The sequence below is a fragment of the Candidatus Symbiopectobacterium sp. NZEC135 genome, from assembly GCF_025962695.1.
In genome coordinates, this window is record NZ_JAGFPF010000062.1 from 1 (window position 1) to 25,472 (window position 25,472).

Here is a 25,472-nt window from a genome sequence, read left to right on the forward strand (position 1 = left end):
ATTGCGATGATGCAGTGGTGGTCGGATTATCTGGATGTGAACCGTGAGGGGTACGTTGCGCCGTATATTTATGCGAGGAGCTATCAAGAAAATGAAATGCACCGGGTCAATGGGTAAAGCAGTGAGTTAGCCGTTTCTACCCTTCTCTTCGCGAGAAGGTTAGCAAGGGGCCATGCAATACAGGTGGCCCCAACCAGACCCACTTAACCTTTTGGCTCAATACCGCGTGTCTGAAGTTCCTTGCGCAAAACGCGCTTTATCCACGTAGCCAATGTCTTATCACCATCCTTATGGGCTTGTTCTTCCAGTTGTGCTCGAAACTCGTGAGAAAGCCGGATTTGGTACTGGTCTGTTTTTGATTTTTCACTTGACATTGTAATTACAAATTCCATAGCATGGTATCGTTGTAATTACACCGCAATTACGCGGTGCTTTGCAACTGCAAGAGCGAAGCCCGGCAGTGCTAGGAACACTAACCGGACTTCTGACCACAACTATAGCGGTCAACTAAAACTGGCCACCGCTTTAGAGTTTTTCCAGTATCAATTTTCCGATTCGTTTGATGGTAACCCACCATTATATTCGTGCGACGTGAGCGTACTGTAATATCCAACGACATAGTCTGTTATTGCATTATCAGACATCTGGTTCCTGATCCGGTACCGGAGGTACCACAACGCCTTCGCGCGGTGTATCTGGATTTGGTGCCGGGAGATTCATCAGCTTCGTCAGGATGCTAGCAAGCTTAAAGCGCATTTCTGGACGGCGAACAATCATGTCGATCGCGCCTTTTTCAATCAGGAATTCACTGCGCTGGAAACCCGGCGGCAATTTCTCACGCACGGTCTGTTCAATAACGCGAGGCCCGGCAAAGCCGATCAGCGCTTTCGGCTCGGCGATGTTGATATCGCCAAGCATCCCAAAGCTTGCGGACACACCACCCAGGGTCGGCTCAGTCAGCACGGAGATGTACGGCAGACCCCGCTCCTGCATCTTCGCAAGCGCCGCAGAGGTTTTCGCCATCTGCATCAGCGACATCAGCGCTTCTTGCATGCGCGCGCCACCGGATGCGGAAAAGCACACCAGCGGGCAGTTATCTTCCAGCGCCTGCTCGACGCCACGAACAAACCGTGCACCGACCACAGAGCCCATTGAACCAGCCATAAAAGAAAACTCAAATGCCGCCGCGATCACAGGCATGCCGAACAGCATGCCTTTCATCACGACCAGCGCGTCTTTTTCGTCGGTCTCTTTCTGCGCAGAGGTCAGTCGGTCTTTGTATTTCTTAGCATCACGAAACTTCAGCGCGTCTTTCGGCCCAAGTTCACTTCCCAGTTCCACCAGAATTCCTTCGTCCAGCAATTTATGTAGGCGACTGCGTGCTGCAATACGCATGTGGTGATCGCACTTCGGGCAAACCGACAGGTTGCGCTCCAGCTCTGCACGGTACAGAACTTGGTCGCAGCTGCTGCACTTGGTCCACACCCCTTCCGGAATACTCGCCTTGCGGGTGGAAATTATGTTGCTTTTAATTCGTTCAATCCAGCTCATTGATCACCTTTTTTTCTGAACCTAGTCGATGCTATTTTTACCATAAATAGCATATAATGCTATCTTAACGCTCAATCACCATAAAATATTTCGCTTTAAAATATAACAGACAGAAAAATTGGAAGAAAAATGGCATTCTGACCTACTCCCCGTTGATTAATACACCGCGATGTTAGTAATGTCTTCATAAGCCACATGGGGACACCCCCATGAAGAAGCGTTTTTCCGACGAACAGATCATCAGTATTCTCCGCGAGGCTGAAGCCGGGGTTTCTGCCCGTGAGCTTTGCCGCAGGCACGCCATTTCCGACGCCACCTTTTACACGTGGCGCAAGAAGTATGGCGGTATGGAAGTGCCCGAGGTTAAGCGCCTGAAGTTGCTTGAGGAAGAGAACGCCCGACTCAAGAAGCAGCTTGCCGAAAGGAGGCACTTCAGGTGGCTCTGGGGCGAAAGTACTGACGACAGACCAGAAGCGGGAAGCCGTTGAGTTTATGTGTAATGCGACCGGTCTGTCGCAACGTCGTGCCTGCAGGCTTACAGGTTTGTCCCTGTCGACCTGCCGCTACGAGGCTCAGCGTCCGGCGGCTGATGCGCATTTATCAGGGCGTATCACAGAACTGGCACTCGAACGAAGGCGTTTTGGTTACCGGCGCATCTGGCAGTTATTACGTCGGGAGGGCCTTCACGTCAACCACAAGCGGGTATACCGCATTTACCACCTTAACAGCCTGAGTGTAAAGCGCAGACGACGTCGTAAAGGTCTGGCGACTGAGCGGCTTCCGCTTCTTCGCCCGGATGCGCCGAACCTGACATGGTTGATGGATTTTGTCATGGATGCACTTGCCAGCGGCCGTCGGATTAAGAGCCTGACCTGTGTGGATGATTTCACGAAGGAATGTCTGACGATCACCGCTGCTTTCGGTATTTCAGGCGTTCAGGTCACACGTATTCTGGACAGCATCGCGCTCTTTCGTGGCTATACGGCGACAATAAGAACCGATCAGGGCCCGGAATTTACCTGCCGCGCCCTCGATCAATGGGCCTTTGAGCATGGTGTGGAGTTGCGACTTATCCAGCCAGGTAAGCCAACGCAGAACGGATTTATTGAGAGTTTCAACGGTCGCTTTCGGGATGAATGCCTGAATGAACACTGGTTCAGCGATATTCTTCATGCCAGGAAAATCATTAATGACTGGCGGCAGGACTATAACGAGTCCAGACCTCATTCATCGCTGAATTACCAGACGCCGGCTGAATTTGCAACAAGCTGGAGAAATGGAAAATTAGAAGGTAAACAAACCGACATTACTAACTGATCGTTGTATCTAATACTGGGGGCAGGTCACAGGTTCTGTAATTTAGGTGTCCACTTATTTTTGCAGGTGGACACCTCCGTGAGTACCCAACAATGACGTTCCCGTAAGCAGTATTCCCCTGAACTGAAGCTGAAATTGGTCAAAATGGCCATTAAAGCCAATAGCGAAGGCAACAGCGTTGCTGCGCTTGTCCGTCAGTACAATTTTGCTCTTCAAATGGGTGCGCCTCTGGCAGCGCGAAGGTCAGGTATCCCTGCCTCGACGCAAGTATCGTAAAAACGCATCTCCCGCACTTTTACCTGTTCAGCGACCTCCGGTAGAATCCACTCTTCGCAATCTACGCCTAGATATTGATCAGCCTGCTCACGAGCCACCACCGCTGCAACAAACTGTTCAGAGTGACTGATAGAACCAGAAAACCCTTCAGGCATTGCAGGAGAACCATTCGCTTTCGAGGTCACCCACGTTGCCCTGCCAAACACATGCAAAGCGCGTTGCATCGCCAATCGCCCGTTGAGGTAATGGTTTTGCCGCTTGGGATGTGCCGATCTCAGAGCCAATGGCAAGCGATGGTTTTGGTGACAGGGATCCTTGATGGGACAAAATTCAAGATGCCATTTCATTAGACCGCCTCACAAGCTTTGCGGTTTGCTAAAAGCCAAACCAGAGAAATACCTAAAGAGGCGGCCATGAAAGCAAATGTATTTGCTATCGAAGTGGCATCAAGCAAAAACCCGAAAAGCACCATGGCCAAAGGAATAGTCACAAATCGCAAAGAGGAATACACCAGAAAAACTCGCCCGCGAATGTGTTCAGGTACATTTGTTTGCAAGATGGTGTCATCCAAAGGCCCCATTAACCCCACGCTAAGCCCAACAAAAAACAGAAGCACCATGACCACATAGACATTCCCAGCAAATATGGCGAGAAGAAAACAAAAAGATAGCGTCAGCGTGCAAACAATCAATAACCACGATTTTGAAAGTCGCTCTCCGACGGTGGTAAATATCATTGAAGATAACAATGCACCGCAACCGAAAGCAGAAATCATAAAACCCAAATCGATGGCACTATTGAAGCTGGTTTTCGCCAGATAAGGCAGGATGAGAGAGAGTAAAGGAATAATAAGAAAGTTCACCAAAACGCTGGGAATGACTACATAACGGGTTTGGGGATGGCGAAATATAAATGAAAAAGCCTCTTTTAAGCCATCTAAGGCAGATTCCTGATCGTCCCTGAGTGACGCAACTGGAATACATTTAATAAAGAAAAATAAAATACATGATGAAACAACAAAAGTGATGCCATCCAGGACGAGTGCTACGGTGCTACCCGCAAGGGCAATAATAAGGCCTGCCAGCGGGGGGCCGACAAGATCTCCAAAATTGTGTAAACTGCCGATAATACCGTTAAGCCGTTCGTTAGGGATGGACGTCTCTTTTAAGATATCAGGGACCATTGCACCCAGGCCCGCGTGGTTGACTTGTTCAACAGCGGTCAGAGCACAAATCAACAACACCAGAATACCGACATTAAGTATACTCACGGAATAAAGTGCTGGTATGGCGAACACCAGGAGGGCAGAGATCAGATCAGATAGAACACATATGGTCTTTTTACTATACCTATCAATATACTTTACACCGTAGAACAGGCTTAGCGAAACGGGAAGCAATCGAACACCCAAGATCACTGCGGTGTATTTCACATCACCGGTTACCTCTAGCAAAAACCAAGGGAGCGCCAGCATAGATAGCGAACTTCCCAGAAGTGAAACTAACAGGGCAGCCAAATATCCGTAAGATTGTGAGTTCATTGAAAACCCCGTTTACGCTTTTTTTTCGGGCAATAGACCTATGAAAAAAGTAGCGGTGTTAAATGCCGTGTTATGACTTTTTTTTCATATTTCTACTTAATGGTTTTTGGATCTTGTTGAATCCCTAGCTGGGATCGATCGGGGGGCTTAAGATTATCGGCAACATCAAGTTGTCCTCGAAGCTCAAAAATCCGGGCCTGAACGTGGCCTACCTCGCGCAGAGTTCGGCTATTAATCATGCAGTCGCGGTAACATTCGAGCTCAAGAAGGCGCTTCTGGACGCTACCCGAGCGATCGATAAAGAGGTGATCATGTTCGTGCATAGCCCGAACCACAAAGAGGGGATAGGGACTGCGCAGGGGAAACGCTTTTGGCACACGCGCACTCTCAACAGTGCTGTCTGCATGGAATTCTCCGAGCATTTGCATAGCTTGCATAAATTCAGGTTTAAGCAGCGTGTGTACATCATCGATCCAGTGGCGATATTGGTCCTCGCCAAGCCCCATTATAATCATCACCAATGACAATAAAGCGGGATTTTGATTGGAGGTATCTTTAAGCCGTTCAAATAGGCCGATAAGCCCCCGAATCTGGTGAATAAAACAATCCCTGTCATGATGAGAGGCATCTAATGAACCAATAAACATTGCGTCTGAACGGTGAGAATGTTGTGCAACTGGGCACACCGTTCGATCCTCTTCCTTGAATTTCCCCATCACTGAGTTTTTAATCCATTGGAAGGTTTCAAAAAAACAAAGTGGAACTTCTTCAAAATTCAATTCACTGGTTTTATGAATACTTGTATACATGAAGCAACTCTCCAAGGCATCATATAAAAAAATCACCTGCTACTAATCACATGTATTACGAATAAAGTAATCGATGAGAGATGTTTTCACAGCATTTTTTTCCAACATTATCGAGTTATTGTATTTGAACAAAAACCAACCATGCATTACAATAACCGTTAGTTGACTGAATAAAATGATATGTTTCACATAATACATACACGTCAAGCACATCTCGAATTAACGAATTCCCTTATCAAGTAGGTTGTTGAACTCTATCAACTAATCAGAGGTCAACCTTTACAGTGGTAATTGTAAGACGAACTTTAAACCGGATAACATAAAAAAACACATCTTCAACCTATATGCCGCCATAAAGCACATGCTCAGCCCTGCTTATCCAAAAGTCACCCTCACATGAGAAATAAAAAATAATGACCAACGCGCATTCATTCCCCCGCTATTATCCTTTCAATTAATAGTTAATTACTCAATCATTCCTCAGAAGTATTTTTTAATCAATAAAATTCTTGAGTGATCTGCAAATCAGAACAATAGTAAAACCGGTAAGGAAATACGTATACCCTTTATAAAGCAAATGAAGTTTAAATATGAAAGCAGCCAAATTTCTGTCTATCTTTCTACTGGGCCTGTACAGCTTGATATTTTCTCACTTATCATTGGCTGCAGCGTGCGAGTTGAATGACAGAAAAGTCAAACAAAGAATTATTGATGATTCTATTGCTGCCCATCCAGGCACATGTGCCTGTCCATTTAATATTCCAGTGTGGTGGACGAAGTGCCTTGTAGTGGCTATCCTGCTCGCTGTGGAACATCACCCTGGCAGGTTTCCCACGCCATTTCCAGCGCTTTGATGGTCAGTCTGCTGTCCAGAGAGAACGACATTGCCAGCCCACCGGCTTCCTAGCGAACAAGTCGAGAACAACGGCGAGCTATGCCCAGCCTTTACCTGTCCAGATATACGCCACGTCGCCTCAAGGCTCTGTCACTGCGAACTGTCGCTCAAGATGATTTGGGATAGCTATGTGTTCATGGCCACCACACTTATACCGATGAGCAGGTTGCTGACAACTAACCAGCCCCAGCTCTTTCATGAGCCTGCCGGCAAGCCACTGCCCCATCCGCAAGCCTCTCAGCGTTGCCATAGTTGCAATACTTCTTGCACCGGCAGAGCCATGACTGATGTTATACAGTTCCAGAACCTGGCTGCGTAATACAGCCCGCCTGCCGTATGGCTTTTCAGGGCATTTTTTCCAGTATTTGTAGCTGCTACGATGACCCCCGAACACGAGGCAGAGTGTGATCACTGGATAATACGCTCTGAGTTTCCTGATTATCGAGAACTGTTCAGGGGGTCTGACATCAAGAGCGCGGTAGCATTTTTAATATTTTTCTTTCAATTTCAATATTTTGTGCCTTTTTTTTTCTGAGCACACGTATTTCAATTTGTCCAGGAGTGACAGGAGAGGCTTTTGGCGCTTTTCCCTGTCGCTCATCACGCAACTGCTTTACCCATCGAGTCATCGTCGAAGGGCCGACATCCATAGCACTGGCTGCATCAGCCACGGCGTAGTTCTGATCAATAACCAACTGAGCGGATTCACGTTTGAATTCTGCGCTGAAATTTCTTTTTTTCATTAAGACACCTGTGTTGTTCTAAGGTGGGCATATCACCTCTGTTCAAGTAGCCAAATTCAGTGTGCCACTACAAAGAGTTGATAAGCGATTACTGATGCAGTTGCGCCAACTCCTCTGCTGTCAGCCCTGTCATTTTCATTACAGCCGCATCATCCATGCCATTCTGCCGCCTGGTGCTAACAATTTTCAGTATAGCCAGGCATTCACTGCGCTTTCCTAACTCCATGCCTTTCTCAATCCCCTTCTGCTCGAGTCGCTGCGCTATGGTCATCAGTTCTTCCTCATGTTGTGGCACCCGGTATGCAGTTCTCGGATAGCCCCTAACGCGCTGTGCTTGTTAACCCATACTGGGCATCTATCCAATCAGATACCGTTATTATCTTTTTTAACGATGCAATTCAGGAGATGCAAACCAACGCGCCTCCATGAAATGATTATCAGACGTAAAACCGCTAAAAACCGTATTAAGGGTGGAATAACTCGTAATACACCAGCCCCTACCCGGCGTGATGATACGTATTACTTGTCAGGCCCAGATTGAATGTAAACGTGGTTATTGAAGCTGGTTCGGAAGTTATGATAAACAGGGATGGATATTTGTAAGTTACGTCTTAAAGAAATTGTCCGAATGTCACACAGAAAATAGCGAACAGGAATGGTTGACATGATGAAATATTTATCGCTGCTGGTAGTGATGATTCTGGCAGGGTGTGCAAGTGCGCCAAACTTGCCGCCTACCGATACCATTGTGGCTGTTAAACCTATTGAGTCCGGCATTATCGCCAGCTCAGCTAAATACAGTTACCGTTTTTTTCGTAGCGGCGTGCCGCAAGAATATCAACGTTATAAGACATTTTATGAACGCTTTCATCAACAGGCCTCCGGAGTGCGGGTTAACTTTATGGTAGAACAACATGAAGTAGCGGCAGAGTACTTGGTGGTGATTGATAAGCGCAACCTGGATACTGGGCAGTATACAGCGCTGGTCAATGAGTATCAGGCGGTACAGATTGATAACGATCGCCTCGGTGTTTTGTTTAAAGCGGCAGGATTTTGGTCTTCATCGTACGCGCCAGAACTGGCAGCCCCTTACAAGTTGGAGCACCCCGTGGTGGTATCAATCAATGATAAAACCAAAACGCTGAGCACGCTTGGAACCGTCGCCTTGATCCCTTTAGTACCTTTGTTTCCGCTGGTCATGATGTACGGATGCGCCACAGGGCCCTGTGTATGAGGAAAATAACGGCTTCAGAAATGACCTGACTTTACCGGGGTTAGCTAAGGCGGTTATCGTAAAACCCCGACTCCTCGCTTTTGTCATAACAACCGGGAGCAGGTCATGGTTTCCCAGTAAATACCTTCAAGCAGCGAGAATTGCAGAATGCTGACGAAGATGATTTTGGAAAAGTTCTGCATAATTTGATGATACACCTGCTTTTACGCTTTCCCTTTTCGCAAGTGCAGCTTTCCATGCGAAAACACATGGAAGTCCCTCAAAAATCGTCTCAGATACTGATGCATCGATGATGGAGAAGTAGCGAAAAATAGGCGCGTAGACCGCATCAACCATACTGAATTCGGTACCCGAGAAATAAGGCCCTGAACTCAATTCAGATTCGATACGTTCAAGCTGCTCACGGAACACCGCACGTTTGCTGTCTGCAATGGTCTGATCAGTTGCATTTAAAAATTACCATGCATTTCCAAGCATTGATGTAGAAAACTCGATCCATGATCGCTGTCTGGCTCTTATGAATGCATCGTCAGCATACATCGAATCACCGTCTTGCGTTTCATTAAGGTACTCGCAGATCACCATGCTCTCGAAAATAATGGCCTCCTCACCGTTTGCCTGACGCACTTTAAGTAGCGGCACCTTGCCAGTGGGTGACAGAGCAAGAAACCAATCAGGTTTCGCCGATAGGTCTACATTTATGCGTTCAAATGGCACATTTTTTTCGAAAAGAACGATCGCTGAACGCTGTACAAAGGGACATAGTGGGTGGCTAATAGGTGTCAGGTCATGGGTAGACATCTCGAACGCCAGATAAAATGATAGCCCACCGCTATAAAAGGTGGCGGGCTTGATGAATTGTAAATCTTATTTTGATGGCTTAGATTGAAACGCCGCCGTCGATGATGATTTCTGAACCCACGGTCCAGGCAGACTCATCAGATGCAAAGTAAAGTACCGCTTGCGCGACTTCCTGAGGCTTACCAAAACGACCTGCTGGGATAGTTGCGACGATATCTTTCATCACTTGATCATGATATTCCACTGGGATCCCCGCCTTATCGTAAAGCGGTGTATCAACAGGGCCAGGGCTCACTGCGTTGATACGAATTCCACGTGAAAGTAACTCGTTAGAAAGTGTTTTCGACATGTTCAGCAATGCCGCTTTGGTTGAGCCATAAACGGAAGAGTTCTCAGGTCCCGTGTGAGCATTTACAGATGTATTAAAGACCACTGATGCAGAGCTTGCGAACACTGGCAACAGCGCCTGCATTAGGAAGTAAGGACCTTTAACGTTGATATCATAAATACGGTCGAACATCTCTTCTGTCCATACCTCGATGGGCATATACATGGATATACCCGCATTCAGGAAAGCGATATCCAGTTGACCAAAGTGTTCCTTAACCGTTTGAGCCAGAGCTTTCTGTGCGTTCACATCAGCGGAGTCGGCGCTCACGACTAACACATCATTACCCAGTTCTGCTTTCGCTTTTTCGATAGAATCAGGGTTAACACCAGTAACAATTACGCGTGCACCTTCTGCAACAAACAGCTTCGCTGTTTGAAGCCCAATACCACTTGTTCCACCCGTAATCAGTGCGCGTTTACCGTGTAATCTGGACATGTAAAAATCTCCTGTTAGTTTTAACAACGGATCGGCGAATGGCCGATTTGATAGCCACTGTATGCTCATGCCCAGATAGTGATAAGATTGCATTTTTAAATATCTTTCATGCATTAAAAGCATAGGTTGGTTTCAAGATGGATAGATTACTTTTGATGACATGCTTTGTCCGTACCGCTGAAACAGGCAGTTTTTCCGCAGCCGGTAGGGATTTAGGCTTAGGGCAACCGAACGTGAGTCGTCATGTTGCAACCCTCGAAGAGCATTTGCAGACCAGATTACTTCACCGATCAACCCGCAAGCTTTCCCTGACTCCTGAAGGAGAACGTTATTATCTGGAAGCAAGGCGTATTCTGGAAGCCGTCGAAGAGTCAGAGGCTTCTTTCAGAGAAAATGTTACACCCACAGGGCTATTACGCGTTGCCTGCCCTACAGCATTGGCTCACACATTCTTAGTCCCGCACATCCCCGATTTTTTAGAACGCTACCCTGAGCTAACACTCGACCTACAGATTAATGACCGCTATATCAATCTCATTGATGAAGGGGCTGAGCTGGCAATCCGCATTGGGCACCTGGAGGACAGTGCTATGCGTGCCCGCAGACTTGGCATGTATGAGCGAGTCTGTGTTGCCAGTAACAAGTACTTAGCTAAACACGGAACCCCTAATACCCCAGAGGATTTAAAAAAACATGATTGTTTGATCTATACCTTGCTAACAACAGGAGCTACCTGGAGATTTCAGGATATCAATGTTCCTGTTTCTGGTCGGCTCAGGGTCAATTCACCCGAAGCAGTGCAGAACTTTGTCAATGCAGGGGTTGGGATCGCACAGGGCCCAGAATGGCTGTTCGAGGAGGGATTGGCAAATGGCAACTTACAATTACTGCTGAAGGATTACACCGCACCGCCCGTTCCCATTCAGGCCGTTTATGTTGCTAATCGACTTTTACCAAAACGGGCGATTGTGTTCATGGATTTTGTTGCTGAAATTTTTGAAAAAAATCCCGCCTTCAAAGTTTACAACTCAATGAAATAAGCCTGAGATAACGAGCATATCTGAACCATCAGTAAAATTTAGTCAATCTTAGGCGGTGCCACCGTGCGCGGCGATGAACATGGTAATGGCCGATGACATTGTCGATCCTGAGCTGAGATACCTGAAGTCGGAGTAAAACCTTTTCTGACAAGATATTGCTATCTCGCCAAAAAGAAACGAACGTCTCTCACTCAGCATAGACATCATTAATGATACTGACCGCTCCTTGGCACAAAGCGGCCCACCCAGAAGTTCATTGGTGCATCTATAAGCAAAAAGCAGACATGCAAATACCGAAGAAGAGTTGTTACCCACGCCGCCTACGGTAAAATGGCTGCAAACGATGAAGTTGCACCTTCTGACTAGACGTTAATAAAAGGACGAGCCAGGTGATGGAAATTATTCTGATGCGCCACGGTAAACCCAGCTTTACTGGCGCCCGAAAAGTAGCTACTCACGAAATGGCCCGTTGGATTCAGCAATACGATCTTTCTTGTATCAGTAGCGATCAACCACCTGAAGCCAGTCGGGTGCAGGCTCACAGGGCATTAATGGTTTTCAGCAGCCCCCTTCCCAGAGCAATTTCTTCTGCACGCAATCTCGATGTAGAGCCTAAGATAATCGATAACGTATTCAGGGAAGCAGAGCTGCCTGTATATCTGATCCCTGTCGTTAAGTTATCTCCCTTCAGTTGGGTTATTCTTTTCCGTCTGATGTGGCTTTGCGGTATGTCGCAAAAGGCTGAATCTTTAGCGATGGCAAAAAGGCGCGCCCGTCAAGCTACAGGTATGCTGGTAGAACATGCCAGAGAGAACACCGGGCCCGTGCTGCTGATAGGGCACGGGATTATGAACCGTCTTATCGCTAATGAATTGATATCATTGGGCTGGAAAAAGCGTACCCGAGCAGGAAAAGGATACTGGAAGGCAGGCGTTTATGAGTTCCTTTAACACAGCCTCTCAGATACATAACCCATCTATCCAACCAGATACCTTAATTGTCTTTTTCTAACGAACAGGAGGGTTAATGGTCATGTCCCTCCTCAATGACACCATAGTAATCGACGCCTTGCGCGCGTTGAAGGAAGGTGATATTCGTTACCATGGACATTAGATTTTACTCACGATGAGAGAGTTACATTAACTCAGGGAAGATATGTCACATCATACAGATCGTCTGGAACAATCCCTTTGGTGCTTCGGGTTGCCCGTACTCTGGTACAGCATTTCAATTTTTACCGGGGTCTGGTTATATCGCGGTGTATCTATTAATCCTGCCTATTCGTTAGCTTTTTTTTCATTTCTGGCTTTTATTATCATTGTGCCATTCTGGTTTAGGTATACGAAACGGTATGGATTACTCCCTCTCGGGCTTTTTTCCTCTCATTTGATGCTTAGACTCGCCTTTTTTCTGCTGCTCATTTTGATGCTGACAAGCATGATGATGGAAAGTGAAGAGCGCTGGGTACAGCAGATGGCTGATTTTTCAAAACAAGGATGGCTAAGTGTTGTGCTGGCGATGATCCTTTTCAGTCCCATCATTGAAGAGATCGTTTTCCGAGGTTTTTTGCTGCAAGGGCTTCTCACGTGGTTGCCTAATAATCGGCTGGCTTGTTGTCTTCTCGTGTCATTGATCTTTGCTGCGGTGCATACACAGTACACATCCACAGTAACGCTGACTGAGTTAATCGCGATATCATTACTGCTGTGTTACGCACGCCTGACCAGCAAAGGGCTGTTGATGCCAATATTGACGCATATGCTAACCAATTCAACCGTTTTACTGTTCTGGTATGCATCCACAGTCTGATTGACGTTAAGGTTTGTGTTTTCGTTTTTCACTTTGCAACAAGGGTTGCGGTCTGAATGAGTATGCTTTTTTACCGCGCCTTACTGCGCGACCGTTTTTTACATCTCTTACTGGTTATCGGTATCGGTCTTTGTTTCGCTGTGCCTTTCGCGCCTGCAACCTGGCCTGGTGCAATTGACTGGCATACTATCATCACCCTGAGTGGATTGATGTTATTGACAAAAGGCGTGGAACTCAGTGGCTATTTTGATGTAGTCGGGCGCCGTATGGTGAAGCGCTTTCACAATGAACGCCGACTGGCGATATTTATGGTGCTGGCCGCAGCGACACTGTCCACCTTTCTGACAAATGATGTAGCGCTGTTTATTGTGGTCCCGCTGACGATCACCATAAAGAAGTTGTGCCAGATACCGATCAATCGTCTGGTCATTTTTGAAGCATTGGCCGTTAACGCCGGTTCTCTACTCACCCCGATTGGCAACCCACAGAACATTTTGCTGTGGGGGCGTTCAGACATATCGTTTCTGGCCTTCATTTGGCAGATGATGCCGTTAGGGCTAACAATGATGGCCACACTACTGGCGTTGTGTTGGTTCTGTTTCCCCAACAAAACACTTAGTTATAATGGTATTGAGAAAGTTTCTAGCTGGCAACCTCGGCTTCTCTGGTGCTGTCTAGGCTTTTATCTGATCTTTATCGTCGCACTGGAATTCAAACAGGAACTGTGGGGACTGGCACTGGTGGCAGCCGGCTTTTTATTACTTGAGCGCCGGGTGGTCCTGACGGTTGACTGGACTTTACTGCTAGTGTTTATGGCGATGTTTATTGACGTTCACTTACTGATACAGCTACCCGCGCTTCACAACGTGCTCAGTAGCACCCAACATCTCTCACCAGCAGGATTGTGGGTGACGGCCATTGGTTTATCGCAATTTATCAGTAACGTACCTGCTACCATTTTGCTGCTGAACTACGTTCCGCCAGACACTCTGCTTGCCTGGGCCGTAAACGTGGGAGGGTTCGGTCTGTTGCCAGGCTCGCTGGCAAATGTGATCGCACTGCGTATGGCCAACGATCGCCGTATCTGGTGGCGCTTTCATTTCTACTCTTTGCCCTTGCTACTCTGGGCAGCAGTGGTGGGCTACGGCCTGTACTTTTTCGGATCGTAGATTGCCCCTACTGTTTACTTATTTGCAGAAACGTCGATGTTCTGAATGAACACGGGCCAAAATCCATAAAATAATGGTAATGGGAGCACGAGCACGGCAGCGATGAGTGATGTGCCTTGGGCCAGTGAAGCACGACAAGCGATAACGGCATAGACGCTTAACGCGTTCTACCCGTTATCGACGCTCAACGAGATTATCAGCAATCCTCAATAATAAGATACGCGGCATTCACCGGACCGTGGACGCCGACCACTTTGATCAATTCGATGTCTGCCGTGGAACTGGGGCCACCGATAATGTTGATGCACGAAGGCATGCGCTCGCCGCGCTGCGCCATGTGATGCAAGTGCTGTGCTAATTGGGCAACGCGCGGCAACAGCGTACTCTTGCGTACTACAAAAATGGACGACTCCGGCAACAGGCTCAGGCTGCGACCACGCTCTGGTGCGGAGAACAACACCACGCCGCCCGATTCGGTTAACCCATATTCTGCATGAACCACGCCTACTTTGGCCTGTTCCGCCAGCCGCAAGTTCTCTTCTCCGACACTGGGATCCCACACTGTTGCCTGACATTCACGCTGTAAGCATGCGGTAATACCCAGATTAGCCAGTCGATCATCGCCGCTGACTACCACCGGCATGTGGCCATAGCGATCGCACAAGCGCAGGGCTGCCTGTGGAGCATCGGCCTCGCTGGCGATTTCACAGTGTGCCAGCATGACATTGACGGCGACATCGACAAACGCATCACAACGCTGCTGCGCCGTCAATTCCGTCAGGCGGGTTTGGGCATAGTTATGCTCAGGTTCCGGGCGCGGCGTTGCGGTATGACGCACCTCACGTCCAAGTTGGCGAGCGATCTCAGCCAGAAAACTGTCTCTATTTTCCATTATTTTCTCCCTTCAGCCTGATGCTTTTTAAACCAGCTACGGAAACTTTCACCGTCTGCATCCGGCAGGTCGCGCGCTTCGGTCCACTCGCCGATCGCACCAATTTCGATCGGCATTTTGCCATTTTTGATAAACCAGCCTGCGGCACGCGCACCGGCAATCATCCCAACTTTCCACAGTGTCGGGTGGCTATTGACGTAAGTGAACATTTTCGTCACCCGTTGCTCGGTCTTCGGTGTGATGCCATTTTCTGCCATCACGCGGCGGTGTCGGAGGATGAGTGACGATAACGGGATCTGTACCGGGCATACGGTGTCACACGCCGTGCATAACGAACAGGCGTAGGGCAGTTCCTTGAAGTCACGGTAACCGCCCAGCAGCGGGGAGATCACTGCACCGATAGGGCCAGGATAAATGGAGCCGTAGCCATGCCCGCCTATGTGACGATAGGCCGGACAGGTATTGATGCAGGCACCGCAGCGAATACAGCGTAGGATGTCGCGGAACGCGGAACCGAGGATCTGTGAACGGCCATTATCGACGATCACCAGATGGAACTCCTGTGGGCCATCGATGTGTCCGGCTTCCCGTGGCCCGGTGAGCCATGTGTTATAACCTGTTAAACGCGCGCCGACCGCACTGCGTGCCAGCATGGTGATCAGCACGTCTACCTCTTCAAACGTTGGTGCGATACGCTCCATGCCCATCACCGCGATGTGCGTTTTCGGCAGGGTGGTACACATCCGGGCATTGCCTTCGTTCGTCACCAAACACACCGAGCCAGTTTCTGCTACCGCGAAGTTACAACCGGTGACACCGACTTCCGCACTGAGAAAGTCCTGACGGATCTTCTTACGAATGAACAGCGTCATTGCCTCTGGCGTTTCTGGGCCGTCATAGCCGAGTTTTTCATGCAGCACCTTGCGGATTTGGTAACGATCTTTGTGAATGGCGGGCACGACGACATGCGAGGGGGGATCCTGATCCAATTGTAAAATGTATTCACCCAGATCGGTTTCGATGACCTCAATACCTGCATTTTGCAGGACATGGTTCATGCCAATCTCTTCGGTCACCATCGATTTTGCTTTCACCACTTTCTTCGCGTTTTTGCCCTGTGCGACCTTAAGGATGTAGCGGGTGGCGTCCTCTTTCGTTTTGGCAAAATAGACATGCCCGCCGTTGGCGGTCACTTTTTCAGAAAGCTGGTAGAGATAGGCGTCGAGATTGTCGAGGACATGTTCACGGATCTGCGCCGCATGCCCACGCCAATCTTCCCAGTTCCCCAGTTCGTCCACCATTTTCTGGCGATTTGCGCCAATGCGCTCCTGCGCGTTAGCCACGGCTTTGCGCATAATGGAATCGTTAATCTGGGTATGGATACGATCCTTAAATGTAGTGTCGCTGGTTTTCAGGCTCATATCTGCTCCTTAACGGCTCATCAGGACTTCGGCAATATGCATCACCTTGACAGGGTGGCCTTCACGCTGCATCCGACCGCCAATGTTGAGCAGGCAACTCACATCGGCACCAATCAGGTAGTCAGGTTTAGCGTCCATGATATGGTGGACTTTTTCTTTCACCATTTCGCCGGAAATTTCCGCCATTTTCACCGAGAACGTGCCGCCAAAGCCGCAGCAAGTCTCTTCTGCCTTGAAGGGTAGCAATTGCAGATCTCTCACATGGTCGAGCAGCGTGAGAGGTTCTTCACGCACACCGAGCTTGCGGAACAGGCTACAAGATGGATGGTAGACCGCCGTACCGGATAGCCTTGCCCCCACGTCCGTGACGCCGAGGGTGTTGACGATGAATGACGTCAGATCGTTCATTCGGGCAGCGATGCGCTCAGCGCGCTGCACCCATTCCGGTTCGCCCGCCAGATACTCAGGGTAGTGCCGAATCGCGTTCATGCAGGAGCCCGCAGGAGAAATGATGGGATCATCATTCTCTTCCAGCGCAGCGATCACGCTTTTCATGCCAGGGATGGCGCTGTTGACATAACCGCCGTTGATGGCTGGCTGTCCACAACACGACTGTTTTTCAGGAAAGTGTACGCGGCATCCGAGCTGCTCTAGTAGCAGCACGGAGTCGCGCGCCATACGCGATTTCAGAGCGTCACCAATACAGGTAACAAAGAAATTAACATTCACGACAATACTCCCAATTTTAATATAGTTAATTTTTTGGTATTTCAGGCTAGGAATAAGTAGTAGACCAGGCCAACCTTAAGCCCAAGAATGACGATATAGACCCCGCAGTATTTCAACGTGCCGGACATGATCGCGCTGCCTTGACCTTCCATGCGGGTTGCCGACACAGCAATGGCGATACTTTGCGGCGATATCATCTTGCCGCCAGTCGCCCCTGCGGTATTTGCCGCCGCTAACCAGACGGGATCAACATGCAGCTTTTCCGCTGCCATTGTTTGTAATTTACCGAACAACACGTTGGAATTGGTATCGCTGCCGGTCACGAAAGTGCCTAATGCACCAATGACAGGCGCGATGAACAGGTAGCCACCGCCAGTAACATCCACCATTGTTTGAGCAAGCGTAGCGATAAGCCCGCTGACATCCATGACGGTCGCCATCGCGACAATAGCCGTAATCGCGATAATGGAGTTTTTAAGCTGCTTCACCGTACCGAAGAAGACACTCAGCATCGTAGGCAGATTCGCGCCTTGAATAAAACCGCCCAACAGGGTGGCGATGATAATCAATACGCCGGGGGTGGCTATCCAGTCGATTTTCAGTTTCAGCACCTGCGTTTCCGTCAGATAGAACGGAATAACAGAAGCCACTTGAGATACGGCACTTTTAATGGCGGGGAACAGCGGCGAACACAGCAGAATAAAGACAAAAATCAGAAGGTATATCGCGCAGGCGCGCAGCAGTTGGCTGGCGGAGTAACTCGCGACGGACGTTTGGTGATCGCTGCTGATGCGATACTCCGGCTCCGTTGCTTTCTTACGCGCTTTCGCCATCAGCGTGACGGCAATTAGGCTGGTCAGACTCCCTGCGAACGCAGGCAGTTCGGCCCCGAGGTAAATCGCCACCAAATACTGTGGCACGAGTGTGGTGACGCCGCACACCAGCGTAATGCCAAACACACCGCGAATCGCTTTTATACCACCACCGATGATCGAAATGATGACGAACGGTAGCAGAATGTTGAACAGCGCCAGTTGAGCAACCACGGTGGCGCTCAGCGTGGTGACGGGGAGGTGAACCTGCTCGGCCAGAATAGAAACAGGAATACCGACCGCGCCAAACGCGGTGGGAACCGTGTTGGCAACCAGCGAGGCGACGGCTGCTTTCATCGGGTTAAACCCGAGCGCGATGAGGATACCGATGGGGATCGCCACGGCGGTGCCATACCCCGCAGCAGCTTCGAGGAACCCGCCAAAACACCATGAAATTAATAACACCTGTATGCGTTTATCATCGCTGATTCCGGCGAGAACATCGCGCAACACGTCCATGCTGCGCGTTTTTTGCATCAGGTTATAGCTATAAATCGCGCCCAGAATAACGATGATAATCGGCCATAATCCTTTAAGCGCGCCATAGGTAATAGCTAACCCCAAGGTTCTTACCGAGGTATTCCAGAACAGGTAGGTGATAATTAAGGTTAATGCCAACGTAATCAACACAGCATAGTGAATCGGTGTTTTTATTTTGAGAATAAGAACAATCATGACAAGCAGTGGAAAAATTCCCAGGAAGAAAGGAAAATAATCGTGCATAAACGTGCCCTTACATTCTGATCGTAAAAACCAGAGTAAACATAGCGATAGTGTGACGGTGAGTAACCTTATACGTTAAGCGGTTATTAAAAAGTTTTAACTGAATCGGGTCATACGCAACAAATACCCTACCAATAGCAGTGTTATTAATTTCAAATTACTTATAAAAGTTATTTAATTAGCAGGGTATGCTCTGAACCCACGTTATTTTTTCAGCTTACGCGGCTATGGCGATGTGGCGATGATTTATTCTGTAAGCGCCCATGGTGCCCGGGCAAAGGACTTAAGCTCAGGGCCGGCTGAGCCCCCCGCATTGAACAAGCTTGAAAATTAGGGAATTGTCCCATATGACGAATTTGTGCTTAGCGTAGGGTGTTTTTGTTTTCAGAAAGAACACAAGATACCTTGCAAAGGATGCTCGCCATGTCATCACACCCTTCTCTCTGCTTACTGGCTCTCCCCTTGTTAGCGGGTTGCCAGTTTATCCCTCATACGAATTACTTTACTGCACCGGTTAATGAGCCAAATCCCGCGTGGGTTCGGATCGTTAACTACACACAACATGCGGGTATCTATCAGTATGAAAAGGGCGTCCGCACTGGGGGCGTCATCCGGTCAGGTCCCTTGCCCTTCATTAACACGCAGGACATGGGCATGCCTAAAGCCGGGCAAGATTTGACCTTCGATTACTACGAAACACGCGTCCGGCCTGATTTAGAAACCGAGGTGTCGATGATGTGGGAAGGCCCGCGAACGCTCTCTTGCTTCATCACCATCAAGTTCACCCCAAAAGCAGGACGCTATTACCAGTTTATGCTGAACGAAGGCTCAGGCGACCTTTGTACCTGGGACGCGTCTTTCATCGAACGTGACAAAAATGGCACCGCATGGCACCTCACGCCCAATCCTGACGTGACTTACAAATCCAATGGATCAACGGCGGGAAAGCGATTCAGTAACGCCAGATTCGAAGACCCCAACTACCACCCGGATCCTAATCTGTATCCCGGCACTGCACTGTAACGCCTTATGGGCTGTTTTTTACCTTAGTTTTAGGAAAACGATATGAAAATCATAATGAATTTCAAGCCAGGCTACCGTCAAAAACGTTGTTATCTCGTTCCACAAACGGGTTTATATTGACCTTCTTCGCTGTCCCCTTACAGGATGTAACATGTTTAAACACGTGATTGTTGTATTGCTTGTGACCCTACTCAGTGGCTGTGTCCGCCCCACTGCTCAGCCTGCCTCGCCTACTGCAGTTGATAAAAAGGCGCTTATTGGAATCTGGGCGATGCTGCCATTAAAAAATGGGATCGCTAATGTTGTGGAGTTCCGCGCCGATGACCAGGTGCTGCTGCATTCATTTAACTGTGAAAACCCACAGGTAAAAATGGGGGTTGAGCAATCTCACTATACGGTTGAAAAAAACAGCCAGACTATTCGTCTGACATCGTCCGGCAATACCACCCTACTGAAGATTCTTGGTATCGTTGGGCGGGCGATGAAACTGAAACAGCCTATTGGTGTTGAGAATGAAAGCCTGACCTTTTCCTATCTGAAAGTGGCGCAAGTCGCGCCCTTGTGTGAAATGTATAAACCAAGGGACAAAAGTCCAAAGACAGCCTTTAAGCCAGGCGATTTTATTGCGGCTCCGGCAATCCCTGAGCATAAGGATCTCGAGAAATTCGTTGGCAAATGGCAGTTGAAAAAAGCGACTCAGTTAGAGATTGTTAAGGATAAACAAGGTCGATTCACGCTGTTCCAAGCGGCGGATGATAATTGGCGTTACCTGTTTAATAATGTGCACTGGGTCGGCGATGAATTGAATTTCAACAGCTATGCCTATTCCGAAAAGCCTAAACTGTTTGATCACCCATTCCACAAATCACAAATCCCGACGCAAATCCGTCTATTGCCTGATGATAAAATGCGTATGACTATCGACATTGATGGTGATAAGAGCGCTTTTGAATTGACACGGGAATAAGCACATCCCGACAAAGAAACCGACCCTATTGATGCCGTCGGTTTCTTTGTCAAAAACATGCCCATGCTGTAGCCGTCTGACAAATAATCGTTTCAGCGCTGCTGCCCTGCCCCCAGTGATTAATAAACCAGTATGTTAGCAATGTCGGTTATTGGCACGAAGTTGCCGTTATATATCGCTCCGTCAACAATGAGCGAGGAGCGGACGTAGAAGATACCTTTTGTTCCCAAGTTACAATTCACGTGGCGAGTATTGTTGGTTAGCTTTTAGGCTCACGGGTTCGTACAAGGTCCATTTCCTGATCGGCTATCTCCACAATAACCGGGTCATATTATCTATAACTGAAACATCAACACATTCGAATTATCGTATGTGTTCTTGATTTTATTACGCCAGAGAGTACCCTATGCCTAAATGAGGAGGAGGAATCATGTCTCTGACAGCCCTGCAGCTTTTCAAAAACCTGTCCGATGAAACTCGTTTGGGTATCGTTCTACTGCTCAGTGAAATGGGCGAGCTGTGCGTGTGCGATCTTTGCACGGCGCTGGAACAGTCCCAGCCTAAGATCTCCCGTCATCTGGCGATGCTTCGGGAAAGTGGATTATTGCTGGATCGCAAGCAAGGGAAATGGGTTCATTATCGCTTATCCCCGCATACCCCTTCCTGGGCTGCCCAGGTAATTGAGCAGGCCCGGCTAAGCCAACAGGACGACGTACAGGCCATCGCCCGTAAGCTGGCATTAGCCAACTGCTCTGGCAACGGTAGGGCTGTTTGTATCTAAAAAATTTGCCTTAATACATATGATTTTTCGAATGTGAGGTATTCAGAATGAAAACGTTAACAGTGTTTGACCCGGCAATGTGCTGCAGTACCGGCGTATGTGGTTCAGATGTTGATCAGGTTCTGGTTAATTTCTCTGCTGATGTGCAGTGGCTGAAAGGACGTGGCGTACAGGTTGAACGTTACAACCTGGCGCAGCAGCCCATGAGCTTTGTTCAGAACGAGAAAGTGAAAGCATTCCTCGAAGCATCTGGCGCAGAAGGGCTTCCTCTGTTGCTGCTGGACGGTGAAACGGTGATGGCGGGGAGATACCCAATACGCGCTGAGCTGGCTCGTTGGTTCGGTATTCCGTTGGAGAAGGTAGGGTTAGCTCCCACTAATTGCTGTGGTGGGAATACTCCCTGTTGCTGAGTATGTAAGGAGGACATATGAAATTCTTACAGAATATCCCGTCTTACCTGTTTTTTACCGGTAAGGGAGGCGTAGGAAAAACGTCCATTTCCTGTGCGACGGCCATCCGCCTTGCTGAACAGGGTAAGCGGGTTTTGTTGGTGAGTACCGATCCCGCATCCAATGTCGGCCAGGTATTCGATCAGACTATCGGTAACACTATCCAGCTTGTGGCTGCGGTCCCTGGCCTTTCGGCGCTGGAGATCGATCCACAAGAAGCAGCTCAGCAATACCGTGCCAGAATCGTTGACCCTATCAAAGGTCTTCTACCTGATGACGTTGTTAACAGTATCAGCGAACAGCTTTCAGGAGCATGCACGACTGAGATTGCGGCATTCGACGAGTTCACAGGCTTATTGACTGACACTTCTCTGCTGACCCGCTTTGAACACATTATTTTTGATACAGCGCCAACCGGTCATACAATCCGCCTTCTCCAGCTTCCCGGAGCCTGGAGTAGTTTCATTGAGAGCAACCCGGACGGTGCTTCCTGTCTTGGCCCAATGGCCGGGCTTGAAAAGCAGCGTGAGCAGTATGCTCATGCGGTAGAGGCATTATCCGATCCTGAACGTACCCGCCTGGTTCTGGTTGCAAGATTGCAAAAATCAACGTTGCAGGAAGTCAGCCGCACCCATGAAGAACTGGCTGCGATTGGCCTGAAAAACCAATATCTGGTTATTAATGGTGTTCTGCCTGCAGTTGAAGCGGAACATGACGCCCTGGCTGCTGCGATATGGCAAAGGGAGCAGGAGGCACTGGTAAATCTTCCCGCCGGTTTATCTGAGCTACCGACAGATACCTTATTACTGCAGCCAGTAAATATGGTAGGTGTGTCTGCTTTGAAGAGACTGCTAGACACCTGTTCTGAGAGATCACCTCGCCCTAAAGCGAACGCCCTGTACATGCCTGAAAATTTATCGCTCTCTGGCTTGGTCGATGATATCGCCCACAGTGAGCACGGTCTGATTATGCTGATGGGCAAAGGAGGGGTAGGTAAAACCACGATGGCTGCAGCCATCGCTGTCAGGCTGGCGGATATGGGATTTGATGTCCACCTCACCACCTCTGACCCTGCCGCACACCTCAGTACGACGCTGAACGGTAGTCTGAATAACCTGCAGGTCAGCAGGATTAATCCACACGATGAAACCGAACGTTATCGCCAGCATGTCCTTGAGACGAAGGGAAAAGGTCTGGACGAAGCAGGGAAACGGCTATTGGAAGAGGATTTACGCTCTCCTTGTACTGAAGAAATTGCCGTGTTCCAGGCATTTTCCCGCGTGATCCGCGAAGCAGGTAAGCGATTTGTGGTGATGGATACGGCTCCCACGGGGCACACGCTGTTGCTATTGGACGCAACAGGGGCCTATCACCGCGAAATTGCAAAAAAAATGGGAGACAAAGGACATTTTTCTACCCCAATGATGCAGCTTCAGAACCCGACTCGAACCAAAGTGCTACTGGTTACGCTTCCTGAAACCACTCCTGTACTGGAGGCGGCAAATTTGCAGTTTGACCTTGAAAGGGCAGGGATTCATCCGTGGGGCTGGATTATCAATAACAGCCTCTCTATTGCGGATACGCGTTCCCCCTTGCTTTGCCAGCGCGCCCGGCAGGAATTGCCTCAGATTGAAGCTGTTAATAATCAGTACGCTGACCGTGTTGCGCTCGTTCCGGTACTGGCTTCCGAGCCCGTCGGTATTGAAAAACTCAGAGGGTTGACGAGTTAATCTTTTGACATATACAGGGCGGCAACATCGCCCTGTCAGGAGGTTTTATGTTAGTGGCAGGCGCTATTTTTGTCCTGACCCTTGTTTTGGTTATCTGGCAGCCGAAGGGCTTAGGAATCGGCTGGAGTGCAACGCTGGGCGCAGTACTGGCTTTGATTTCTGGCGTTGTACATTTAGGTGATATCCCGGTGGTTTGGAATATCGTCTGGAACGCGACAGCGACCTTTATAGCCGTGATTATTATTAGCCTTCTGCTTGATGAATCGGGTTTTTTCGAATGGGCAGCGCTACACGTTTCACGGTGGGGTAATGGTCGTGGTCGTTTGCTCTTTACCTATATCGTCCTGCTCGGCGCAGCGGTGGCGGCACTGTTTGCCAACGATGGTGCAGCTCTTATTCTGACGCCGATAGTCATCGCCATGCTGCTAGCATTAGGGTTCAGCAAAGGCACGACACTTGCATTCGTTATGGCTGCCGGGTTTATTGCCGACACTGCCAGCCTGCCGCTTATCGTGTCGAACCTGGTGAATATTGTTTCAGCGGACTTCTTCGGTCTGGGGTTCACAGAATATGCGTCGGTGATGGTGCCGGTTGATATCGCAGCCATTGCTGCCACGTTGGTTATGCTGCATCTGTTCTTCCGAAAAGACATCCCTCCGGCTTACGATCTGGCTCTCCTAAATACACCAGCAAAAGCAATAAAAGATCTGGCTACGTTCCGCTCCGGTTGGGTAGTTTTGATTCTTCTGCTGGTTGGTTTCTTCGTGCTCGAGCCGCTCGGGATCCCCGTCAGTGCAATTGCTGCAGTTGGGGCGGTAATACTGTTTATCGTGGCGAAACGAGGCCATGCCATTAACACCGGCAAAGTGCTGCATGGCGCCCCCTGGCAGATCGTCATCTTCTCATTGGGGATGTATCTGGTGGTCTACGGTCTGCGCAACGCCGGGCTAACCGAATACCTTACAGGTGTGCTGAACGTGCTGGCGGACAAAGGGCTTTGGGCCGCGACGTTAGGTACTGGCTTCCTGACAGCTTTCCTCTCCTCCATCATGAACAACATGCCTACCGTGCTGGTTGGTGCGCTCTCTATTGATGGTAGTATCGCAACCGGCGTTATCAAAGAGGCGATGATTTATGCCAATGTGATTGGCTGCGACTTAGGCCCGAAAATTACACCTATTGGTAGCCTGGCAACACTACTCTGGCTGCATGTCCTTTCACAGAAGAATATGACGATCACCTGGGGCTATTATTTCCGCACCGGAATTATCATGACTCTGCCAGTACTGTTTGTAACGCTGGCCGCGCTGGCGCTACGTCTCTCTTTCACTTTGTAATGAGAAACTGAAATGAGCAACATCACTATTTATCACAACCCGGCCTGCGGCACATCACGTAATACGCTGGAGATGATCCGCAACAGTGGTACTGAACCGACCGTTATTCATTACCTTGAAAATCCACCGTCACGCGAAGAACTGATTAAACTCATTGCAGATATGGGGATCACAGTACGGGCACTGCTACGTAAAAATGTCGGGCCCTATGAAGAACTGGGACTGGCAGAAGATAAATTTACTGACGATCAGTTCATAGATTTTATGCTGCTGCATCCGATCCTGATTAACCGCCCGATTGTGGTGACTCCGTTGGGCACGCGTCTTTGCCGCCCTTCCGAAGTAGTACTGGATATCCTTCCCGATGCCCAGAAAGGTGCTTTCGCAAAGGAAGATGGCGAGCAAGTTGTTGATGGTTCAGGGAAAAAAATTAAATAAAGATTAAGGGGGCGCGAGCCTCCGTAAGCGTCCAGTCAGCACCGTCTGGTTTACTGCATCAGGTTCTGTAATTTAGGTGTCCACTTATTTTTGCAGGTGG

Annotated in this window: 24 protein-coding genes and 3 pseudogenes; 13 read left to right on the top strand and 14 right to left on the bottom strand. The window is 48.8% G+C overall.

Features of this window, described 5'->3' with window-relative positions:
- Positions 1-203 precede the first annotated feature (203 nt).
- Complete coding sequence (locus J5224_RS20230) at positions 204-392, bottom strand: hypothetical protein (RefSeq protein ID WP_264627084.1); 189 nt, start codon at positions 390-392, stop codon at positions 204-206.
- A 244-nt stretch (positions 393-636) separates the two neighbouring features.
- On the bottom strand, positions 637-1,551 hold the full coding sequence (gene accD / locus J5224_RS20235) for an acetyl-CoA carboxylase, carboxyltransferase subunit beta (RefSeq protein WP_264627060.1): 915 nt from the start codon (positions 1,549-1,551) through the stop codon (positions 637-639).
- Between the two features lie 209 nt (positions 1,552-1,760).
- Here accD and J5224_RS20240 point away from each other — a divergent pair.
- A pseudogene (locus tag J5224_RS20240) lies at positions 1,761-2,868 on the top strand (IS3 family transposase).
- A 212-nt stretch (positions 2,869-3,080) separates the two neighbouring features.
- Here the strand turns inward: J5224_RS20240 and J5224_RS20245 are convergent.
- The 5 genes and pseudogenes from J5224_RS20245 to J5224_RS20265 all read right to left on the bottom strand — a co-directional run.
- Positions 3,081-3,491, bottom strand: coding sequence for a hypothetical protein (locus J5224_RS20245; RefSeq protein ID WP_264627061.1), 411 nt, complete (start codon positions 3,489-3,491; stop codon positions 3,081-3,083).
- Entirely contained in the window at positions 3,491-4,684 is a 1,194-nt protein-coding gene (locus J5224_RS20250) for an MFS transporter (RefSeq protein ID WP_264627062.1), read from the bottom strand. Before J5224_RS20250 ends, J5224_RS20245 begins: the two co-directional genes overlap by 1 nt.
- Positions 4,685-4,776: 92 nt before the next feature.
- Positions 4,777-5,493: a DUF6875 domain-containing protein gene (locus tag J5224_RS20255; protein ID WP_264627063.1), complete on the bottom strand. Its 717-nt coding sequence runs from the start codon at positions 5,491-5,493 to the stop codon at positions 4,777-4,779.
- 785 nt (positions 5,494-6,278) lie between these two features.
- Positions 6,279-7,131, bottom strand: a pseudogene (locus J5224_RS20260) (IS3 family transposase); the annotation flags it as partial.
- 88 nt (positions 7,132-7,219) lie between these two features.
- A pseudogene (locus J5224_RS20265) lies at positions 7,220-7,435 on the bottom strand (ISNCY family transposase); the annotation flags it as partial.
- Between the two features lie 360 nt (positions 7,436-7,795).
- On the opposite strand from J5224_RS20265, the gene J5224_RS20270 reads away from it, so the two are divergent.
- Positions 7,796-8,365 carry a hypothetical protein gene (locus J5224_RS20270; RefSeq protein ID WP_264627065.1) on the top strand — a complete coding sequence of 190 codons (570 nt, stop codon included), beginning with the start codon at positions 7,796-7,798 and terminating at the stop codon, positions 8,363-8,365.
- Between the two features lie 126 nt (positions 8,366-8,491).
- Here J5224_RS20270 and J5224_RS20275 read toward each other — a convergent pair whose 3' ends face one another.
- The 3 genes from J5224_RS20275 to J5224_RS20285 all read right to left on the bottom strand — a co-directional run bounded on the left by J5224_RS20275 (position 8,492) and on the right by J5224_RS20285 (position 9,992).
- A complete protein-coding gene (locus J5224_RS20275; protein WP_264627082.1) occupies positions 8,492-8,797 on the bottom strand; it encodes a glutathione S-transferase domain-containing protein in 306 nt (101 codons plus the stop codon).
- A gap of 24 nt (positions 8,798-8,821) precedes the next feature.
- Positions 8,822-9,166, bottom strand: a complete 345-nt coding sequence (locus J5224_RS20280; protein WP_264627066.1) for a glutathione S-transferase family protein — start codon at positions 9,164-9,166, stop codon at positions 8,822-8,824.
- Positions 9,167-9,245: 79 nt separating this feature from the next.
- A complete protein-coding gene (locus J5224_RS20285; protein WP_264627067.1) occupies positions 9,246-9,992 on the bottom strand; it encodes an SDR family oxidoreductase in 747 nt (248 codons plus the stop codon).
- Between the two features lie 137 nt (positions 9,993-10,129).
- On the opposite strand from J5224_RS20285, the gene J5224_RS20290 reads away from it, so the two are divergent.
- The 4 genes from J5224_RS20290 (at position 10,130) to J5224_RS20305 (ending at position 14,010) form a co-directional block, all read left to right on the top strand.
- Positions 10,130-11,032, top strand: coding sequence for a LysR family transcriptional regulator (locus J5224_RS20290; RefSeq protein WP_264627068.1), 903 nt, complete (start codon positions 10,130-10,132; stop codon positions 11,030-11,032).
- Between the two features lie 392 nt (positions 11,033-11,424).
- Positions 11,425-11,982: a histidine phosphatase family protein gene (locus J5224_RS20295; RefSeq protein WP_264627083.1), complete on the top strand. Its 558-nt coding sequence runs from the start codon at positions 11,425-11,427 to the stop codon at positions 11,980-11,982.
- 205 nt (positions 11,983-12,187) lie between these two features.
- Positions 12,188-12,841 (top strand): CPBP family intramembrane glutamic endopeptidase, encoded by a 654-nt coding sequence (locus J5224_RS20300; protein WP_264627069.1) that lies wholly within the window; start codon positions 12,188-12,190, stop codon positions 12,839-12,841.
- 56 nt (positions 12,842-12,897) lie between these two features.
- Positions 12,898-14,010: an anion transporter gene (locus tag J5224_RS20305; RefSeq protein WP_264627070.1), complete on the top strand. Its 1,113-nt coding sequence runs from the start codon at positions 12,898-12,900 to the stop codon at positions 14,008-14,010.
- A 196-nt stretch (positions 14,011-14,206) separates the two neighbouring features.
- Here the strand turns inward: J5224_RS20305 and J5224_RS20310 are convergent, their stop codons facing one another.
- From J5224_RS20310 to J5224_RS20325, 4 genes are read right to left on the bottom strand one after another with little or no spacing between them, the layout of a single operon-like run.
- Positions 14,207-14,902, bottom strand: coding sequence for a LutC/YkgG family protein (locus J5224_RS20310; RefSeq protein WP_264627071.1), 696 nt, complete (start codon positions 14,900-14,902; stop codon positions 14,207-14,209).
- Positions 14,902-16,323 carry a LutB/LldF family L-lactate oxidation iron-sulfur protein gene (locus J5224_RS20315; RefSeq protein WP_264627072.1) on the bottom strand — a complete coding sequence of 474 codons (1,422 nt, stop codon included), beginning with the start codon at positions 16,321-16,323 and terminating at the stop codon, positions 14,902-14,904. Before J5224_RS20315 ends, J5224_RS20310 begins: the two co-directional genes overlap by 1 nt.
- Positions 16,324-16,332: 9 nt before the next feature.
- A complete protein-coding gene (locus J5224_RS20320) occupies positions 16,333-17,052 on the bottom strand; it encodes a (Fe-S)-binding protein (RefSeq protein ID WP_264627073.1) in 720 nt (239 codons plus the stop codon).
- A 41-nt stretch (positions 17,053-17,093) separates the two neighbouring features.
- Positions 17,094-18,647, bottom strand: coding sequence for an L-lactate permease (locus tag J5224_RS20325; RefSeq protein WP_264627074.1), 1,554 nt, complete (start codon positions 18,645-18,647; stop codon positions 17,094-17,096).
- Between the two features lie 654 nt (positions 18,648-19,301).
- Here J5224_RS20325 and J5224_RS20330 point away from each other — a divergent pair.
- The 7 genes from J5224_RS20330 to arsC all read left to right on the top strand — a co-directional run bounded on the left by J5224_RS20330 (position 19,302) and on the right by arsC (position 25,372).
- On the top strand, positions 19,302-19,670 hold the full coding sequence (locus J5224_RS20330; RefSeq protein ID WP_264627075.1) for a hypothetical protein: 369 nt from the start codon (positions 19,302-19,304) through the stop codon (positions 19,668-19,670).
- Positions 19,671-19,821: 151 nt separating this feature from the next.
- The gene (locus J5224_RS20335; protein WP_264627076.1) at positions 19,822-20,637 is read left to right on the top strand and encodes a hypothetical protein; all 816 of its coding nucleotides are present in this window, start codon (positions 19,822-19,824) and stop codon (positions 20,635-20,637) included.
- A gap of 430 nt (positions 20,638-21,067) precedes the next feature.
- Positions 21,068-21,418 (top strand): As(III)-sensing metalloregulatory transcriptional repressor ArsR, encoded by a 351-nt coding sequence (gene arsR, locus J5224_RS20340; protein ID WP_264627077.1) that lies wholly within the window; start codon positions 21,068-21,070, stop codon positions 21,416-21,418.
- Positions 21,419-21,465: 47 nt separating this feature from the next.
- Positions 21,466-21,828 carry an arsenite efflux transporter metallochaperone ArsD gene (arsD, locus tag J5224_RS20345; RefSeq protein ID WP_264627078.1) on the top strand — a complete coding sequence of 121 codons (363 nt, stop codon included), beginning with the start codon at positions 21,466-21,468 and terminating at the stop codon, positions 21,826-21,828.
- A gap of 17 nt (positions 21,829-21,845) precedes the next feature.
- A complete protein-coding gene (arsA, locus tag J5224_RS20350) occupies positions 21,846-23,597 on the top strand; it encodes an arsenite efflux transporter ATPase subunit ArsA (protein WP_264627079.1) in 1,752 nt (583 codons plus the stop codon).
- Between the two features lie 47 nt (positions 23,598-23,644).
- Positions 23,645-24,934, top strand: coding sequence for an arsenite efflux transporter membrane subunit ArsB (gene arsB, locus J5224_RS20355; protein WP_264627080.1), 1,290 nt, complete (start codon positions 23,645-23,647; stop codon positions 24,932-24,934).
- A 12-nt stretch (positions 24,935-24,946) separates the two neighbouring features.
- A complete protein-coding gene (gene arsC / locus J5224_RS20360; RefSeq protein WP_264627081.1) occupies positions 24,947-25,372 on the top strand; it encodes a glutaredoxin-dependent arsenate reductase in 426 nt (141 codons plus the stop codon).
- Positions 25,373-25,472 lie beyond the last annotated feature (100 nt).

Bases quoted from the DNA above. Each gene is read 5' to 3' on its own strand.
- J5224_RS20325 (WP_264627074.1), bottom strand. From the start codon at position 18,647: ATGCACGATTATTTTCCTTTCTTCCTGGGAATTTTTCCACTGCTTGTC.
- J5224_RS20300 (WP_264627069.1), top strand. From the start codon at position 12,188: ATGTCACATCATACAGATCGTCTGGAACAATCCCTTTGGTGCTTCGGG.
- arsB (WP_264627080.1), top strand. From the start codon at position 23,645: ATGTTAGTGGCAGGCGCTATTTTTGTCCTGACCCTTGTTTTGGTTATC.
- J5224_RS20330 (WP_264627075.1), top strand. From the start codon at position 19,302: ATGCCTAAAGCCGGGCAAGATTTGACCTTCGATTACTACGAAACACGC.
- J5224_RS20290 (WP_264627068.1), top strand. From the start codon at position 10,130: ATGGATAGATTACTTTTGATGACATGCTTTGTCCGTACCGCTGAAACA.
- J5224_RS20305 (WP_264627070.1), top strand. From the start codon at position 12,898: ATGAGTATGCTTTTTTACCGCGCCTTACTGCGCGACCGTTTTTTACAT.
- J5224_RS20230 (WP_264627084.1), bottom strand. From the start codon at position 392: ATGGAATTTGTAATTACAATGTCAAGTGAAAAATCAAAAACAGACCAG.
- J5224_RS20280 (WP_264627066.1), bottom strand. From the start codon at position 9,166: ATGTCTACCCATGACCTGACACCTATTAGCCACCCACTATGTCCCTTT.
- J5224_RS20270 (WP_264627065.1), top strand. From the start codon at position 7,796: ATGATGAAATATTTATCGCTGCTGGTAGTGATGATTCTGGCAGGGTGT.
- J5224_RS20245 (WP_264627061.1), bottom strand. From the start codon at position 3,491: ATGAAATGGCATCTTGAATTTTGTCCCATCAAGGATCCCTGTCACCAA.
- J5224_RS20310 (WP_264627071.1), bottom strand. From the start codon at position 14,902: ATGGAAAATAGAGACAGTTTTCTGGCTGAGATCGCTCGCCAACTTGGA.
- J5224_RS20335 (WP_264627076.1), top strand. From the start codon at position 19,822: ATGTTTAAACACGTGATTGTTGTATTGCTTGTGACCCTACTCAGTGGC.
- J5224_RS20255 (WP_264627063.1), bottom strand. From the start codon at position 5,493: ATGTATACAAGTATTCATAAAACCAGTGAATTGAATTTTGAAGAAGTT.
- J5224_RS20285 (WP_264627067.1), bottom strand. From the start codon at position 9,992: ATGTCCAGATTACACGGTAAACGCGCACTGATTACGGGTGGAACAAGT.
- arsA (WP_264627079.1), top strand. From the start codon at position 21,846: ATGAAATTCTTACAGAATATCCCGTCTTACCTGTTTTTTACCGGTAAG.
- J5224_RS20250 (WP_264627062.1), bottom strand. From the start codon at position 4,684: ATGAACTCACAATCTTACGGATATTTGGCTGCCCTGTTAGTTTCACTT.
- J5224_RS20295 (WP_264627083.1), top strand. From the start codon at position 11,425: ATGGAAATTATTCTGATGCGCCACGGTAAACCCAGCTTTACTGGCGCC.
- arsC (WP_264627081.1), top strand. From the start codon at position 24,947: ATGAGCAACATCACTATTTATCACAACCCGGCCTGCGGCACATCACGT.
- arsR (WP_264627077.1), top strand. From the start codon at position 21,068: ATGTCTCTGACAGCCCTGCAGCTTTTCAAAAACCTGTCCGATGAAACT.
- accD (WP_264627060.1), bottom strand. From the start codon at position 1,551: ATGAGCTGGATTGAACGAATTAAAAGCAACATAATTTCCACCCGCAAG.
- J5224_RS20315 (WP_264627072.1), bottom strand. From the start codon at position 16,323: ATGAGCCTGAAAACCAGCGACACTACATTTAAGGATCGTATCCATACC.
- arsD (WP_264627078.1), top strand. From the start codon at position 21,466: ATGAAAACGTTAACAGTGTTTGACCCGGCAATGTGCTGCAGTACCGGC.